This is a genomic window from Caulobacter sp. DMC95 (assembly GCF_056313785.1).
The window spans coordinates 237600-251569 of the sequence record NZ_JBQUZP010000002.1; the positions used below are offsets into that span (position 1 = coordinate 237600).

General features: G+C 65.0%; 14 protein-coding genes. 4 read left to right on the forward strand and 10 right to left on the reverse strand.

Annotated features, from left to right (window positions below):
- Window positions 1-10: 10 nt before the first annotated feature.
- Together lptE and holA are read left to right on the forward strand one after the other, a co-directional pair.
- Window positions 11-511: an LPS assembly lipoprotein LptE gene (gene lptE / locus ACT53N_RS05085; RefSeq protein WP_476062875.1), complete on the forward strand. Its 501-nt coding sequence runs from the start codon at window positions 11-13 to the stop codon at window positions 509-511.
- A gap of 5 nt (window positions 512-516) precedes the next feature.
- Window positions 517-1569 (forward strand): DNA polymerase III subunit delta, encoded by a 1053-nt coding sequence (gene holA / locus ACT53N_RS05090; RefSeq protein WP_476062876.1) that lies wholly within the window; start codon window positions 517-519, stop codon window positions 1567-1569.
- Window positions 1570-1806: 237 nt separating this feature from the next.
- Here holA and ACT53N_RS05095 read toward each other — a convergent pair whose 3' ends face one another.
- From ACT53N_RS05095 to ACT53N_RS05120, 6 genes are all read right to left on the reverse strand, one after another.
- On the reverse strand, window positions 1807-2724 hold the full coding sequence (locus ACT53N_RS05095) for a ParB/RepB/Spo0J family partition protein (protein WP_476062877.1): 918 nt from the start codon (window positions 2722-2724) through the stop codon (window positions 1807-1809).
- Between the two features lie 37 nt (window positions 2725-2761).
- The gene (locus ACT53N_RS05100) at window positions 2762-3565 is read right to left on the reverse strand and encodes a ParA family protein (protein WP_096052982.1); all 804 of its coding nucleotides are present in this window, start codon (window positions 3563-3565) and stop codon (window positions 2762-2764) included.
- Window positions 3555-4205, reverse strand: coding sequence for a 16S rRNA (guanine(527)-N(7))-methyltransferase RsmG (gene rsmG, locus ACT53N_RS05105; RefSeq protein WP_476062878.1), 651 nt, complete (start codon window positions 4203-4205; stop codon window positions 3555-3557). Before rsmG ends, ACT53N_RS05100 begins: the two co-directional genes overlap by 11 nt.
- Window positions 4195-6051: a tRNA uridine-5-carboxymethylaminomethyl(34) synthesis enzyme MnmG gene (gene mnmG, locus ACT53N_RS05110; protein WP_476062879.1), complete on the reverse strand. Its 1857-nt coding sequence runs from the start codon at window positions 6049-6051 to the stop codon at window positions 4195-4197. The genes rsmG and mnmG overlap by 11 nt, the downstream gene beginning before the upstream one ends.
- A gap of 171 nt (window positions 6052-6222) precedes the next feature.
- Window positions 6223-7563, reverse strand: coding sequence for a tRNA uridine-5-carboxymethylaminomethyl(34) synthesis GTPase MnmE (gene mnmE / locus ACT53N_RS05115; protein ID WP_476062880.1), 1341 nt, complete (start codon window positions 7561-7563; stop codon window positions 6223-6225).
- Between the two features lie 4 nt (window positions 7564-7567).
- Window positions 7568-7825: a DUF6489 family protein gene (locus tag ACT53N_RS05120; protein WP_476062881.1), complete on the reverse strand. Its 258-nt coding sequence runs from the start codon at window positions 7823-7825 to the stop codon at window positions 7568-7570.
- A gap of 119 nt (window positions 7826-7944) precedes the next feature.
- On the opposite strand from ACT53N_RS05120, the gene ACT53N_RS05125 reads away from it, so the two are divergent.
- Entirely contained in the window at window positions 7945-8640 is a 696-nt protein-coding gene (locus ACT53N_RS05125) for a dienelactone hydrolase family protein (protein WP_476062882.1), read from the forward strand.
- Window positions 8640-9605, forward strand: a complete 966-nt coding sequence (locus ACT53N_RS05130) for a quinone oxidoreductase family protein (protein ID WP_476062883.1) — start codon at window positions 8640-8642, stop codon at window positions 9603-9605. The genes ACT53N_RS05125 and ACT53N_RS05130 overlap by 1 nt, the downstream gene beginning before the upstream one ends.
- A gap of 81 nt (window positions 9606-9686) precedes the next feature.
- Here the strand turns inward: ACT53N_RS05130 and rho are convergent, their stop codons facing one another.
- The 4 genes from rho to hemE all read right to left on the reverse strand — a co-directional run bounded on the left by rho (window position 9687) and on the right by hemE (window position 13945).
- Window positions 9687-11126, reverse strand: coding sequence for a transcription termination factor Rho (gene rho, locus ACT53N_RS05135; protein WP_476062884.1), 1440 nt, complete (start codon window positions 11124-11126; stop codon window positions 9687-9689).
- A gap of 271 nt (window positions 11127-11397) precedes the next feature.
- On the reverse strand, window positions 11398-11892 hold the full coding sequence (locus ACT53N_RS05140; RefSeq protein WP_476062885.1) for a CopD family protein: 495 nt from the start codon (window positions 11890-11892) through the stop codon (window positions 11398-11400).
- Entirely contained in the window at window positions 11862-12905 is a 1044-nt protein-coding gene (gene hemH / locus ACT53N_RS05145; protein WP_476062886.1) for a ferrochelatase, read from the reverse strand. Before hemH ends, ACT53N_RS05140 begins: the two co-directional genes overlap by 31 nt.
- Window positions 12902-13945 carry a uroporphyrinogen decarboxylase gene (hemE, locus tag ACT53N_RS05150; protein ID WP_476062887.1) on the reverse strand — a complete coding sequence of 348 codons (1044 nt, stop codon included), beginning with the start codon at window positions 13943-13945 and terminating at the stop codon, window positions 12902-12904. Before hemE ends, hemH begins: the two co-directional genes overlap by 4 nt.
- Window positions 13946-13970: the final 25 nt, after the last annotated feature.

Sequence of the window (13970 nt, forward strand, 5' to 3'; positions counted from 1 at the left end):
ACCCCAAGCGATGAAACGCACCCTGGCGGCGGCCGCTCTGGCCTTTTCGACGATGGCGCTCTCGGCCTGCGCGGGCTTCACGCCCCTGTACGGCCGTCCCGGCGTTGAGGGCGGCCTGTCGAGCATTGAGACGGTCGCCGCCGAGGGGCGCGGCGGTTACCTGTTGCGCGAGCAACTCGACGACGCCCTGGCCCATCGCCCCAACTCGCCAGCGGCCTACAAGCTCTATTTGTCGGTCAACGAACAACGCTTCGCGCGGGGGGTCCGTCTCGACAACGTCGCCAACCGCTATGAATTGCGCATGAGCGTCGACTGGCGCCTGCTCGACGCCAAGAACGGCGGCGAGGTTCACAAGGGTCGCGCGGATGTCTCCGTGACCTACGACTCGGCCGACCAGCCCTATGCCGCCATTGCAGCCCAGCAGGATGGTCAGGAGCGGGCCGCCGCCGAGGCCGCCCGCAAGATCCAGCTGGATCTCGCAACCTGGCTGGCGGGCAGAAAGCCGGCCTGACCTAGATGATCCTGTCCAAGCGTCCGGACGTCGAGCGCTTCCTCAAGGAGCCGACCCCGGACATCCGGGCCGTGGTGATCTATGGCAAGGACCGGGGCGTGGTGCGTGACCGGGCCGACGCGCTGGCGCGACGTGTCGTGGAGCGTCCGGACGATCCGTTTGACACAGCCCAGCTGACCGACGGTGACCTCGACGCGGATCCCGCCAAGCTTGAGGACGAGCTGTCCGCGATGTCGCTGATGGGTGGCCGTCGCCTCGTCCGTCTTCGATTGTCGAGCGACAAGGCCGGCCCCGACAAGCAGGCCGCCGAAGCGCTCACACGTCACGTTGAGGGCCTTCTCAATCCGGACGCCTTCTTTCTGGTCGAGGCCGGCGCCCTGGGCCGCGACTCGCAACTTCGGAAGGTCGGCGAAAAAGCCAGCGGGTGCGCTGTCATCCCCTGCTACGAGGATGAGGCCGGCGATCTGGCCCGCCTTACGCGCGACACGCTGGCGAACGACAAGGTCAGCCTCAATAGCGAAGCCTTGGAATTGTTCGTCTCACGCCTACCCAAGGAACGCGGCGTCGCCCGCGCCGAGATCGAGCGGCTAGCCCTCTATCTGGGCCCCGGCAGCGGGATCAACGCCACGGCCGCCGATCTGACCGACTTTCTCGGCGTGGAGCCAGAAGCCTCGCTCAGCGACGCGGCGGCGGACGCCTTTGGTGGAAAGCTGGGCGCCGCCCAACAAGCCCTCCGCCGAGCGGCCGCCGAGGGTGAAGGCGGGCCGGGGGCGGTCCGGGCCATGGGCTACTATCTGGGACGTCTGCGTCGCGTCCTGACGCTCCACAAGAACGGAGTCGATCTTCAGGCCGCCGCGAAGGCCGCCGGCGTGTTCTGGAAACAGGAGCGCGAGTTCCTGCGCCAGGCGCGCGCCTGGAACCTGGAAGCCATCCTCGAGATCCAGGGCGAGATCCTGATCGCCGACCGGGCCTGCAAGACGTCGGGCTCCCCGGACCAGCTGATCGCCGAGCGCCTCGCGCTGATGATCGCCGGTCGCGCGCGACGGTTGGGCTTGTAGTCTACGTAACCGTCTCGGGCCCCGAAATCGGCCGCTTTGCGCTGCTGTGGATGCTTTGCAAGAAAGCCTTATGGGGCAAATGCTTGCACCCGATATTCGCAAGCCCCGCCCTCGCCTGACGAAAGCGGCGCCTCCCGGCGTACGGAAAGGCGCCCCTTCATGCGCGACAGAGGCGATTTTAAAAGGGTGAGTTTGCACCGGAAAACCGGGCGATCGCACCTTTTTGCGTGCGCCTGATCACATCCCGCGCGTCAGCCGGTTGCAGAGGTCGTCGAGCTGCTCAAGCGTCGCATAGGTGATCGTCAGCGTTCCCGTGGCGCCGCGATGGTCGATCGAGACGTCGAGGCCAAGGACCGAGGACAGGTCGGACTCAAGCGCTTGGGTGTCGGTGTCCTTCACACGCGGCGGGCGGCCGCCCTTGCTCTTCCCTGCGGGGCCGGGGTTCGGGGACTTGCGCGCCAAAGCCTCGGTCTCCCGGACCGACAGCCCTCCCTCGATGATCTGCTTGGCCAGAGCCACCGGGTCTGCAGCGGCCGCGATGGCGCGCGCGTGACCGGCCGTCAGCTCGCCGCTGACGAGGTACGACTGGACCTCGTCCGGTAGGGCCAGCAGACGCATGGTGTTGGCCACGTGGCTGCGGCTCTTGCCAATGGTCTGAGCGATGTTCTCCTGGGTGCGCTCGAACTTCTCCATCAGCACCTTGTAGGAAAGCGCCTCTTCCAGGACGTTCAGGTCGGCCCGCTGGACGTTTTCGATGATGCCGATTTCCAGAACCGCCAGATCGTCCAGCTCGCGCACCATGATCGGCACGGTCTTGAGGCCAGCGCGCTGAGCCGCACGCCAGCGACGCTCGCCGGCGACGATCTGGTATTCCCCGGCGGTGTCGGGCGAAGGCCGCACCAGGATGGGCTGGAGCACGCCCTTTTCGCGGATCGAGTTGGACAGGTCCTCGAGGTCTTCCTCGCGGAAGGTCCGGCGGGGCTGGTCGGGATTGCGCTGCAAAATCTCGATCGGCGCCTCACGTGAGCCGCCCAGCTGTTCGCCCGGGGCCTGAGCCGGGGCGGCGTCGACCTCGCCCAGCAAGGCGGAAAGCCCTCGCCCTAGACCACGACGCCCTTCGGACATACCGGGCTCTCCCACCACGACGGACTCCATCACTATCTCAGTCAAGCTACGGTTCTTACGGTTAGGTTCAGGCGGCCTTGGCCTGGCGATCACGTTCTCGGCTGATCACCTCACGGGCCAGCTTCAGATAGGCCTGACTGCCGGCGCACTTGAGGTCATACAACAGCACAGGCTTGCCGAACGACGGAGCCTCGGAAACGCGGACATTGCGCGGGATCACCGCGTCATAAACCTTGTCGCCAAAGTGCTCGCGAACGTCCTTGGCGACCTGCTCCGACAAGCTGTTGCGGCGGTCATACATGGTCAGCACCACGCCTTGGATCTCAAGGCGCGGGTTGAGGCTTCCCCGCACCCGTTCGATCGTCCGCATCAGCTGGGTCAGGCCTTCCAAGGCGAAGAACTCACACTGCAGCGGCACGAACACCGCATCGGCGGCGGTCATGGCGTTGACGGTCAGCACGTTCAACGACGGCGGGCAGTCGATCAGAACATAGGTGTAGGGGCCGTTGGCCCGGATCGTCTCCAGCGCGTCGCGCAGACGGTAGGACCGGCGCGCGGTCTGACCGAGTTCGATCTCCACGCCTGATAGGTCGGCGTCGGCCGGTATGACGTCCAGGCCGGGCAGCTCGGTCTTCACCGCAGCGTCGACTACGGGGGCCTCGCCCATCAGCACGTCATAGAGCGTCGTACGACGCTGGGTGCGCCCGATGCCAAGCCCCGTGGAACAGTTGCCCTGCGGATCGGCGTCGATCAGCAGAACGCGCTCGCCGCACGCCGCCAGGGCGGTGCCTAGATTGATCGCGGTCGTGGTCTTGCCCACCCCACCCTTCTGATTGGCGATGGCCAGCACGCGCAGAGGATTAGCGGACACGGGAAAGCCTCTTCACTTGAACGATGCGGCCCCGAGGGTCGCTTTGACTGGTGCGCAATTCGCTCTCGAACGTCCAGGCCTTGCGCGCCTCGGCGAGCTCGGCCTCGACATCCCGCCCCTTGAGGAACAGACCCAGCGCCCCGTTGCGCAGATAAGGTTCGGCGAAGCCGAGAAGCTTGGTCATCGGGGCGCACGCGCGCGCGGTGACGACCTCGACCTTCAGCTTCAGATCTTCGGCCCGAGCGTTGTGGATCTGGACGGGCAGGTCGAGATCCTTGGCCACCACCTCCAGGAAGCGGCATCGCTTGGTCATAGACTCGACCAGATGCACCTTGGCTCCCGCCCTACCCTTTAAAAGTATGGCCAGCACGACGCCCGGCAGACCTGCACCCGCACCGAGGTCAGCCCACGTGGTCGCCGCCGGCGCCAGCGGGATCAACTGAGCACTGTCCAGAGCGTGACGGGTCCAGTAGGTCGCGATGGTCAGCGGCCCGACAAGGTTCATGACCTCGTTCCATTCGGCCAGCAGCGCCTGGAAACGCGTCAGATCTGCGATCTGAGCGTCGGTGGCGCCGATCAGGGTCTGGAAGCCGGACGCGTCCAGGACCGTCTCGGGGGCAAGGGCAAGATCAGGCTGCACGGCCGCGCCTCACGTGAGCCAACAACGCTGTGAGCGCGCCCGGCGTGACCCCTTCGATCCGGGCCGCCTGGCCTAGAGTGAGGGGACGCACGCGCGCTAGCTTCTCGCGCACCTCGTTCGAGAGGCTGCCGATCTCGGCATAGTCGAGGTCGGCCGGCAGGCGCAGGTCCTCATCCTTTCGCAGGGACTCGGCGTCGGCCCGCTGGCGATCCAGATAGCCGGCATAGGCGGCTTCGATCTCGATCTGTTCGCGGACATCGGTGTTCCACGTGAAAACCTCGGGCCAGATCCGGCCGAGGTCATCTAGCGTCACATCGGGATAGGCCAGCATGGCGAAGATGTCGCGACGTACGCCGTCGCTATTGACCTTGAAGCCGGCCTTCACAGCCTCGTTTGGCGTGAGAGACACCGAGCGAGCGAAGGCGCGGGCAGCGCCCAACCGAGCCTTCTTCTCCGCCCACGCCGCCGCTCGTACAGACCCCACCACCCCAAGATCGATCCCACGGTCGGTCAGGCGCTGGTCGGCATTATCGGCGCGCAGGGTCAGGCGGAACTCGGCTCGGCTGGTGAACATCCGATAGGGCTCGGTGACACCACGGGTGACGAGATCGTCGATCATCACACCGATATAGGCCTCGTCACGGGCGAAGATCGCGGGCTCACGGCCCTGGACCGCCAAGGCCGCGTTGAGGCCGGCGACCAGACCTTGGGCGCCCGCCTCCTCGTAGCCAGTCGTGCCGTTGATCTGCCCTGCCAGATAGAGGCCAGGCAGGCGCTTGGTTTCCAGGGTGGGATAAAGCTCGCGAGGATCGACGTAATCGTACTCGATCGCATAGCCGTAGCGGATGACTTCCACCTGCTCGAGGCCCGGAATGGTCCGCAGGAACAAGAGCTGAGTTTCTTCCGAAACCGAGGTGGAAATGCCGTTCGGATAGACCGTATCGTCGTCTAGACCCTCGGGCTCCAGGAAGATCTGGTGGCTGGTCTTGTCGGCGAAGCGGACCACCTTGTCCTCGATCGACGGGCAATAGCGCGGACCGACACCCGTGGCGCGACCGCTATAGACCAGCGACTCAGCAATCCGTTCGGCGATGATGCGGTGGGTTTCTTCGGTGGTGTAGGTGACCCCGCAGGCGATCTGCGGCACGTCGATCCGGTCGTTCAGATATGAGAACGGAACGGGCTGATCATCAGCTGCCTGGCTCTCCAGGCGATCCCAGGCGATGGTCTTGCCGTCGAGACGCGCGGGCGTCCCGGTCTTCAGCCGCCCCATCTGGAAGCCGAGACCGTAGAGCCGATCCGAAAGACCAATCGCCGGCTGGTCCCCCACCCGGCCGGCGGGGATACGATCCTCGCCGCGATGGATCACGCCCTTCAGGAAGGTGCCGGTCGTCAGGACCACGTGGGTCGCGCGGTAGGCCTGGCCGTCCGCATCGATCGCGCCAGCCACCTTGCCGTCCTCAACGATCAAGTCCTCGGCGGCTGCAGCGATGATGTCGAGGTTTCCCGTGGAAAACAGCTCCGCCTGCATCGCCTCGCGATACAGCCGCCGATCGATCTGAGACCGCGGACCGCGCACGGCGGGGCCCTTGGAGCGGTTCAGCATTCGGAACTGAATGCCGGCCTTGTCGGCCATACGGCCCATGACGCCATCAAGGGCGTCGATCTCGCGGACCAGATGCCCCTTGCCCAGGCCGCCGATGGCCGGGTTGCACGACATCTCGCCGATGGTTTCTAGCTTGTGGGTTAGCAAGAGCGTACGCGCGCCCGTGCGCGCCGAGGCGGCCGCCGCCTCGCAGCCGGCGTGACCGCCGCCGATGACAATGACATCCCAAAACTTGGACAAGACACTCGCCTCAATGCGAACGCCCCCGGGCTTGAGCGGGGGCGCTGGAGTCGTTCTATACGCCAATCAGGCGAGCGGGTCGATGTGACTCATCGGCGTTTCACGTGAAACACCCCCGCCACAACTGTGAGCGGGTTGTGGACAGCATGGGGAGATGTTCCACGTGAAACATCACTTGCCGATGCAGAAGGTCGAGAATACGCGACCCAGCACATCCTCTGGATCAATCCGGCCTGAGATCCTCTCAAGAGCTCGCGCGGCCAGACGCACATCTTCAGCCGCCAGCTCGACCTCGAGGCCAACATCGGAGAGCGCCCGTTCCAGATAGCGCCTCGCCTCTTCAAGCCGCTCCGCATGCCTCAGCCGAGTCGCGGCGGGGAACTCAGCGCCCGACAGCGCATCCGTCACGTGGGCTGCAAGAGCTGCGCGCAGTGTGCGCGCTCCATCCTCGGACTTGCCGATCAAGCGGATAACGGCGAGCCCCCTCTCCGCCCAGTGGGCCTCGGCATGCAAAAGCACCGCGCCGTCGGCGATGTCCGTCTTGTTCAGGATCAGCCAGTCGCCGGGGCGGACAATCTCGGGACAGTCGTCGGCCTGTTTCACGTGAAAACTATCGACGATCCAGAGCCGCAGGTCCGCGCTCTGGGCCCAGGCCTTGGCGCGTCGAACACCTTCCGCCTCGACCACGTCCGAGGTCTCCCGGATGCCCGCCGTATCCGCGACCAGAACCTTGTACCCCCCCAGAACTAAAGGGACCTCGATGATGTCCCTGGTGGTGCCTGCGACGTCAGTGACAATCGCAGCGTCGCGCTCGGCAAGGCCATTGAGCAGCGTGCTCTTGCCAGCGTTGGGCGCACCGACCAAAGCGATACGAAAGCCGTCGCGTACCCGACGTCCACGTGAAACATCCGCCAAGGCCGCGTCCAACTCGGCGCTCAACTGCCTCAGGCCTGGTCGAGCGCGCTCGGCCACTTCCTCGGGCAGGTCCTCGTCGGGGAAGTCGACTGCTGCTTCCAGCATCGCCAAAGCCTGGACCAGCAGATCTCGCCACCGGCCATAGCGCTGGCTCAGAGCGCCGCCGACCTGACCCAAGGCCTGCCGGCGCTGTGCGTCGGTCTCGGCATCGATCAGATCGGCGACACCCTCGGCCTGGGCCAGATCGAGCTTGCCGTTCTCGAACGCTCGCCGCGTGAACTCACCTGGCTCGGCGAGGCGCGCGCCCAGTTCCGATAGCGCGCCCAACAAGGCTTCGACGACGGCGCGGCCGCCGTGCACGTGAAACTCGACACTGTCTTCGCCGGTATAGCTGGCGGGCCGCTCGAAGCGCAGCACCAGCGCCTCGTCCAGCGCCACGCCGTCCTTCTTCAACCTACGCACTGCGGCCACGCGCGGCGGCGGAAGGCGTCCACACAGAACAGCGGCGATCTCAGTAGACCTGGGACCCGACATCCGCACTACGGCGACAGCCGAGCGTCCGGCGGCCGTAGCCAACGCGAAAATCGTATCCGTCATCGTCTCAGTCGCGCTTCGGCGTTGCCGCGCCAACAGCCGCGCCCGCCGCCGCCGTCATCAGTTTGCGAAACGACTCCTGCGCCCCAGCTCCGAAGGCCATCCAGTTCTTCATCAACTCTTCGGGCGCCAGCATCGCCATGTTGGCGTCCATGCGGTTCTGCATTTCCTTGACCAGATGGTCGTTTAAAGCGCTCACATCGGGCAGGCCCAGAAAGGCGCGCGCCTCCACCGGGGTGCAGTCGATCTCGATCGTCATCTTCATCAGAGTTCCCTTCGGTCAGGGCACGATTTTGTTATGGGGCAAGCCCGCCGGGTCAGGGTAGAGCGCTTCGGTCGAAAGTCACATTGGTCCTGTGGACCCGAAAGCGACGGAGAGCCCCGATGAGCGAGACCCTCACGATCAACACCCCGGACGGCGCCTTCTCGGCCTATGTAGCGCGCCCTCAGGTAGCAAGCGGACCGGCCATCGTCGTGATCCAGGAGATTTTCGGCGTCAACAAGGTGATGCGCGATATCTGCGACGGCCTGGCCGCCCAGGGCTTCGTCGCCATCTGCCCCGATCTCTTCTGGCGGATCGAGCCTGGCATCGACATCACCGACCAGAGCGAAGCCGAATGGAAGAAGGCGTTCGAGCTCTTCAACGCGTTCGACGTGGACGCCGGTGTTTCGGACATCGCTGCGACCATCGCCGCCGCCCGGAAGCTCAATGGCGTCAACGGTAAGGTCGGCGCGGTCGGCTATTGCCTGGGCGGCTTGCTGGCTTTCCTGACCGCGACCCGTACCGACGTCGACGCGGCGGTCTCCTACTATGGCGTCGGCATCGAGAAGCATGTCGGCGAAGCTGAAAAGCTGGCGCGGCCCCTTCTGATGCACATCGCCGAGAAGGACCAGTTCGTCCCACCCGAGGCCCAGCAGCTGATCCTCAACGCTCTGAAGGATCACCCGCAAATCGAGGTCCATACCTATGAGGGCCGGGACCATGCCTTCGCCCGCGAGGGCGGCGCCCACTATGACGCGGCGGACGCCGCCAAGGCCAACGGCCGCAGCCTGACCTTCTTCCAGAAGGCGCTGGCCTGATGCTCGCAGTCCAAGCCGTCAGAACCGGCGGCCCCGACGTCCTCGAGGTTGCCGATCTTCCCCTGCCCTCGCCGGGTCCAGGCCAGATCCTCGTCCGTCACCAGGCGGTCGGCCTGAACTATATCGACACCTATCACCGGTCGGGTCTTTATCCCGTGAAGACGCCGCTGGTGATCGGGCTGGAAGCCGCTGGTATGGTCGAGGTCGTCGGCGAAGGTGTCACCCGGTTCAAGAGTGGCGACCGTGTCGCCTACAATGGAACCATGGGGGCCTACGCAGAAGCGGCGGTCGTTCCGGCCGACCGCGCTGTCAAGGTTCCGGACGGCGTCAGTCTCGAAGTCGCTGCGGCCGCGCTGCTAAAGGGCATGACCGCCGAGTTTCTGGTTCGTCGGTGTTTCCACGTGAAACAAGGCGACTGGGTTCTTGTGCACGCGGCCGCCGGCGGCGTCGGCCAGATCCTCGTACAATGGTGCAAGGCTCTCGGCGCGAGAGTGATCGCCACGGTTGGCGCGGCGGCGAAGGCGGAGATCGCAAGCAATCTCGGCGCCGACCACGTGATCGACTACAGCCATGAGGACGTCGCGGCCCGCGTCGCGGCGTTTACGAACGGCCAAGGTGTGGCGGTCGTCTATGACGGCGTCGGCAAGGACACCTGGGAGGCCAGCCTGTCCAGCCTGGCCAGACGCGGCATGTTGGTGACCTTCGGCAACGCCTCGGGTCCAGCGCCAGCCTTCCCGCCGCTGGCGCTGGCGCCGAAGTCCGCCTTCGTCACCCGGCCGAAGCTGTTCGACTATATCGTCACGACCGAGGAGCTGGACGAGAGCGCTGAGGCGTTGTTCGCGGTGCTTGCCACGGGCGCGGTCAAGATCGACATCGGCCAGACCTTCCCTCTCGCCGAGGCCCGCGCCGCGCACGAGGCTCTGGAGGGCCGTAAGACCGTCGGCGCCACTCTGCTGATTCCGTAGGGCCTTACCCGGTAGGACCCAACAAAAAAGGCGCCGGGTAGCACCGGCGCCTTTCTCGTTTCGGGATGAGTCTGTTTGGACTCAGGTGTTCATCGACTGGAAGAAGTCGCCGTTCGTCTTCGACTGACGCAGCTTGTCCAGCAGGAACTCGATCGCGTCCGAGGCGCCCATCGGGTTGAGGATGCGGCGCAGGACGTAGGTCTTCTGCAGCTGGTCGCGCGGCGTGATGAGCTCTTCCTTGCGGGTGCCCGACTTGAGCACGTCGATCGCCGGGAAGATGCGCTTGTCGGCCACCTTGCGGTCCAGGACGATTTCCGAGTTACCGGTGCCCTTGAACTCTTCGAAGATGACTTCGTCCATCCGGCTGCCGGTGTCGATCAGGGCCGTGGCGATGATCGACAGCGAGCCGCCCTCCTCGACGTTCCGCGCCGCGCCGAAGAAGCGCTTCGGACGCTGCAGGGCGTTGGCGTCGACACCGCCGGTCAGCACCTTGCCCGACGACGGGACGGTGGTGTTGTAGGCGCGACCCAGACGCGTGACCGAGTCCAGCAGGATGACGACGTCGCGCTTGTGCTCGACCAGGCGCTTGGCCTTCTCGATGACCATCTCGGCCACCTGGACGTGACGGGTCGCCGGCTCGTCGAAGGTCGAGGCGATCACCTCGCCCTTCACCGTACGCTGCATGTCGGTGACTTCTTCCGGGCGCTCGTCGATCAGCAGGACGATCAGGTAGCACTCGGGGTGGTTCGTCTCGATCGACTTGGCGATGTTCTGCAGCATCACCGTCTTACCGACGCGTGGCGGGGCGACGATCAGGCAGCGCTGGCCCTTGCCCAGCGGGGCGACGATATCGATGACCCGTCCCGAGCGATCCTTCACGGTCGGATCGGGCAGCTCCATGTTCAGACGCTCTTCGGGATAGAGCGGCGTCAGGTTATCGAAGTGCACCTTGTGGCGCACGTTGTCTGGGCTTTCGAAATTGATCTTGGTGACGCTGGTCAGGGCGAAGTAGCGCTCACCTTCGCGCGGCGAGCGGATCGCCCCCTCGACGCTGTCGCCGGTGCGCAGGCCATACTTCCGGATCTGCGACGGCGAGACATAGATGTCGTCCGGGCCCGGCAGGTAGTTGGCTTCCGGCGAGCGCAGGAAGCCGAAGCCGTCCTGCAGGACTTCCATGGTGCCCGACCCCGAAATCTCCACGCCTTCCTCGGCGAGGGTCTTCAGGATGGCGAACATCATGTCCTGCTTGCGCATAGAGTTGGCGTTCTCGACCTCGAAGGTCTCGGCGAACGCCAGCAGGTCGGCCGGGGATTTCTCCTTCAGCTCCTGCAGGGACATGGACTTGAGGCCAAGGGCGGCGACAGCGGCGGCGATATCGGACCCTTCGTCCTCACCCTCACCTTCGCCTTCGCCTTCGCTGGCGGCTTCGACCGAAGCTTCGACAGTCGCCGACACTTCGATGGCGTCCTCGGTGGTCGCGTCTTCAGCGGCCGGGACTTGGTTTTCAGTTTCTTCGGTCATGACAAGACTCAAGGCTGGGCGCGGTCTCCAAGGCGGAGTCCGGCCGGTAGAACTCAATGATCATGTCGGGCGAAGCCCTAAGGCTGGGCCGGACAAGCGCGCCAATTGACGATGACGCGGATCGTTCGGGGGACGGACTTGCGGCGGGATCGCTCGCGGGGCGCGCCAGGACGGGCGCCAGTCCGTGGAAGAAGAGGGTTCGGCGAGCGCCGGACCGACCGTGGATGCAAACCACGCGGACGGCGGCGGGTCAAGCGCCGCCGCCGGAAGCTCAGTGGTTGAAGTACTTCGTCGTCACCGAGATCACGATGACGATCGCCAGCACGAAGGGGATCTCGTTGACCATCCGCCAGAACTTTTCCGAGCGGACGTTCTCGCCCCTCTCGAACTTCTTGCGGGAAGCCGACAGGAAACCGTGGAAGCCGTAAAGGCCGACAAGCGCCACAAGCTTGGCGAACATCCACGGCTGCAGCAGGAAGTCCCAACCCCGGATCTGGCCATCGGCCAGGATCAAGCCCAGACCAAACACCGCCGTGGCGATCGAGGCTGGATTGATGATGCCCTTCAGGAGACGACGCTCCATCACCTTGAAGGTCTCGTCCATCTGGGACCCGGGCTCCGCCTGGGTGTGATAGACGAACAGGCGCGGCAGATAGAGCATGCCGGCCATGAAGGCGATGACCGCCAGGATGTGAAGACCGCGCACCAGGTTGAAGTGCGCCACCAGGAAATCCATCACCTCGAGACTCCTTCCCGGCAAGGACATTTGGACCACTCAAGCCCGCACCGCCAGCCGCAGGCGGCGGATGTTGTTCCTGGCCTCTTGTCCAGGGCCATCTGGACCGCCTTGGCCAGACCGTCGATGAAGGCCGGCTCCGTGCCTAGAGCGGCGACGCGAAGATACGGGGCCGCGCCGACCTCTTCGGCCAGCTCGGCATATTCGTGGTCCAGCTCAACCAGGGTCTCAACGTGCTCGGAGACAAAGGCGATCGGCGTGATCATCACGCCTTTTCCTTCTGCGCCTGCGCGGCGGATCTCGTCATCGGTCGACGGACCGATCCACTTCAGGGGCCCGACCCGGCTCTGATAACAGACGTTCCACTCGATCTGCGCTGGCAGAAGCGCGGCCACTGCAGCAGCCGTGGCTTCAACCTGCTTCTGATAGGGATCTCCCGCCAGGATCACCTTTTCAGGCAGACCGTGGGCCGAGAACAGCAGACGGATGTTTGCGGGCGAACCCGCTTTCTCCCAGGTTTCGCGGATCATTCGTGCGTGAGCTTCGATCAGACCCGTCTCGGTCGGATAGCAGCCCACCGTCGTCTGAACGCCTGAGCCCTTGTACGCCTTCTTCCACGCCTTCAGCGACGATCCCGTCGTCGTCGTGGAAAACTGCGGATAGAGCGGCAGCAGCACCACTTGGTCGGGCGCGAAGGCCGCAACCTGACGCGCTGTCTCACCTGTCAGCGGATGCCAGTAGCGCATGGCGATGAAGCACTTGACCTCGACGCCCGGCATCGAAACCGCCAGCGCGGCCTCGAGCGCGCTGGCCTGCTTTTGCGTCTCAGGGAGCAAGGGCGAGCCGCCCCCCATGATGGCGTAGTTGGCCTTGGCCGACTTCTCGCGCGTGGTCGAGATCAAGGCCGCCAGCGGATAGCGGATGGGCGCCGGGGCTCCGATAATGGCTGGATCGCGGAACAGGTTGAACAAGAACGGCCGCACCGCGTCGGGGCCGTCCGGCCCGCCGAGATTGAAGAGAACGACGGCGAGCTTCTGACTCACTTGGCCACCTTCTGTCCGGTTACGCGCTCAAGCACAGCCTCGACGTTCGCGATCGGCGTGTCCGGCAGGATGCCGTGGCCCAAATTGAAGATGTACGGGCCTTGGTTCCACTGCTCGAGCAGCTCGTCGACCCGCTTGAGCAAGGCGTCACCGCCGGCGCGGAGCAGCAGCGGGTCTAGCGCGCCCTGGATGGTCTTGGTCTTCTGGATCGTCTGTCCGAGTTTGGCCGAAGCCGAGGTGTCCAGAGCCACGCCCTGAACAGGCGTCCTGGCGGCATAGTCCTCGACCAAGGTTCCGGCGCCGCGGGGGAAGCCGATGACAGGCACGGTCACGCCCCGCGCGCGCAAGCCTTCGATGATGCGGATATGCGGCTGGGTGACCAGACGATCGAACAGCGGCTCCGACAAACCCTCGGCCCAGCTCTCGAACAGCTTCAAGGCCTGAGCACCGGCGTCGACCTGCATGGCTAGGTAGTCGATGGTGGCGTCGACAAGAACCTGGATCAGCGCATCAAGCACTTCGGCGTTCTGATAGGCGAAGGTCCGCGCCCCGCTCCGATCGCTGGAGCCCTTCTCGATCATATAGGTCGCCACGGTCCAGGGCGCGCCAGCGAAACCGATCAGGGCCTTGTCCGGATCAAGCGCCGAACGAACCCGGGTCAACGTCTCCCCGACTAGCGAAAGGGCCTTACCCGCCTCCCCGGCTTTCTCAGCCATAGACTCCACAGCCGGCATATCGCCCAGCTTCGGTCCCTCGCCGGCCTCGAACCAAACCTTCTGGCCCAAGGCGCCGGGGATCAGCAGGATGTCCGCGAAAACAATCGAAGCGTCGAACGGAAACCGACGCATCGGCTGCAAGGTGACTTCGGCCGCCTTCTCAGGATCAAAGCAGAAGCTGATGAAGTCCGGGGCTGTCGCACGCACCGCGCGATATTCCGGGAGATAGCGGCCAGCTTGACGCATGAACCACACCGGAGGGTTCGCATGGGCTTCGCCTTGCAGCGCGGAGAGAAATTTCGGGGTCTTTGCGGGAGACGTCATGTCTGGCGTTAAAGCCCGGCGCGGG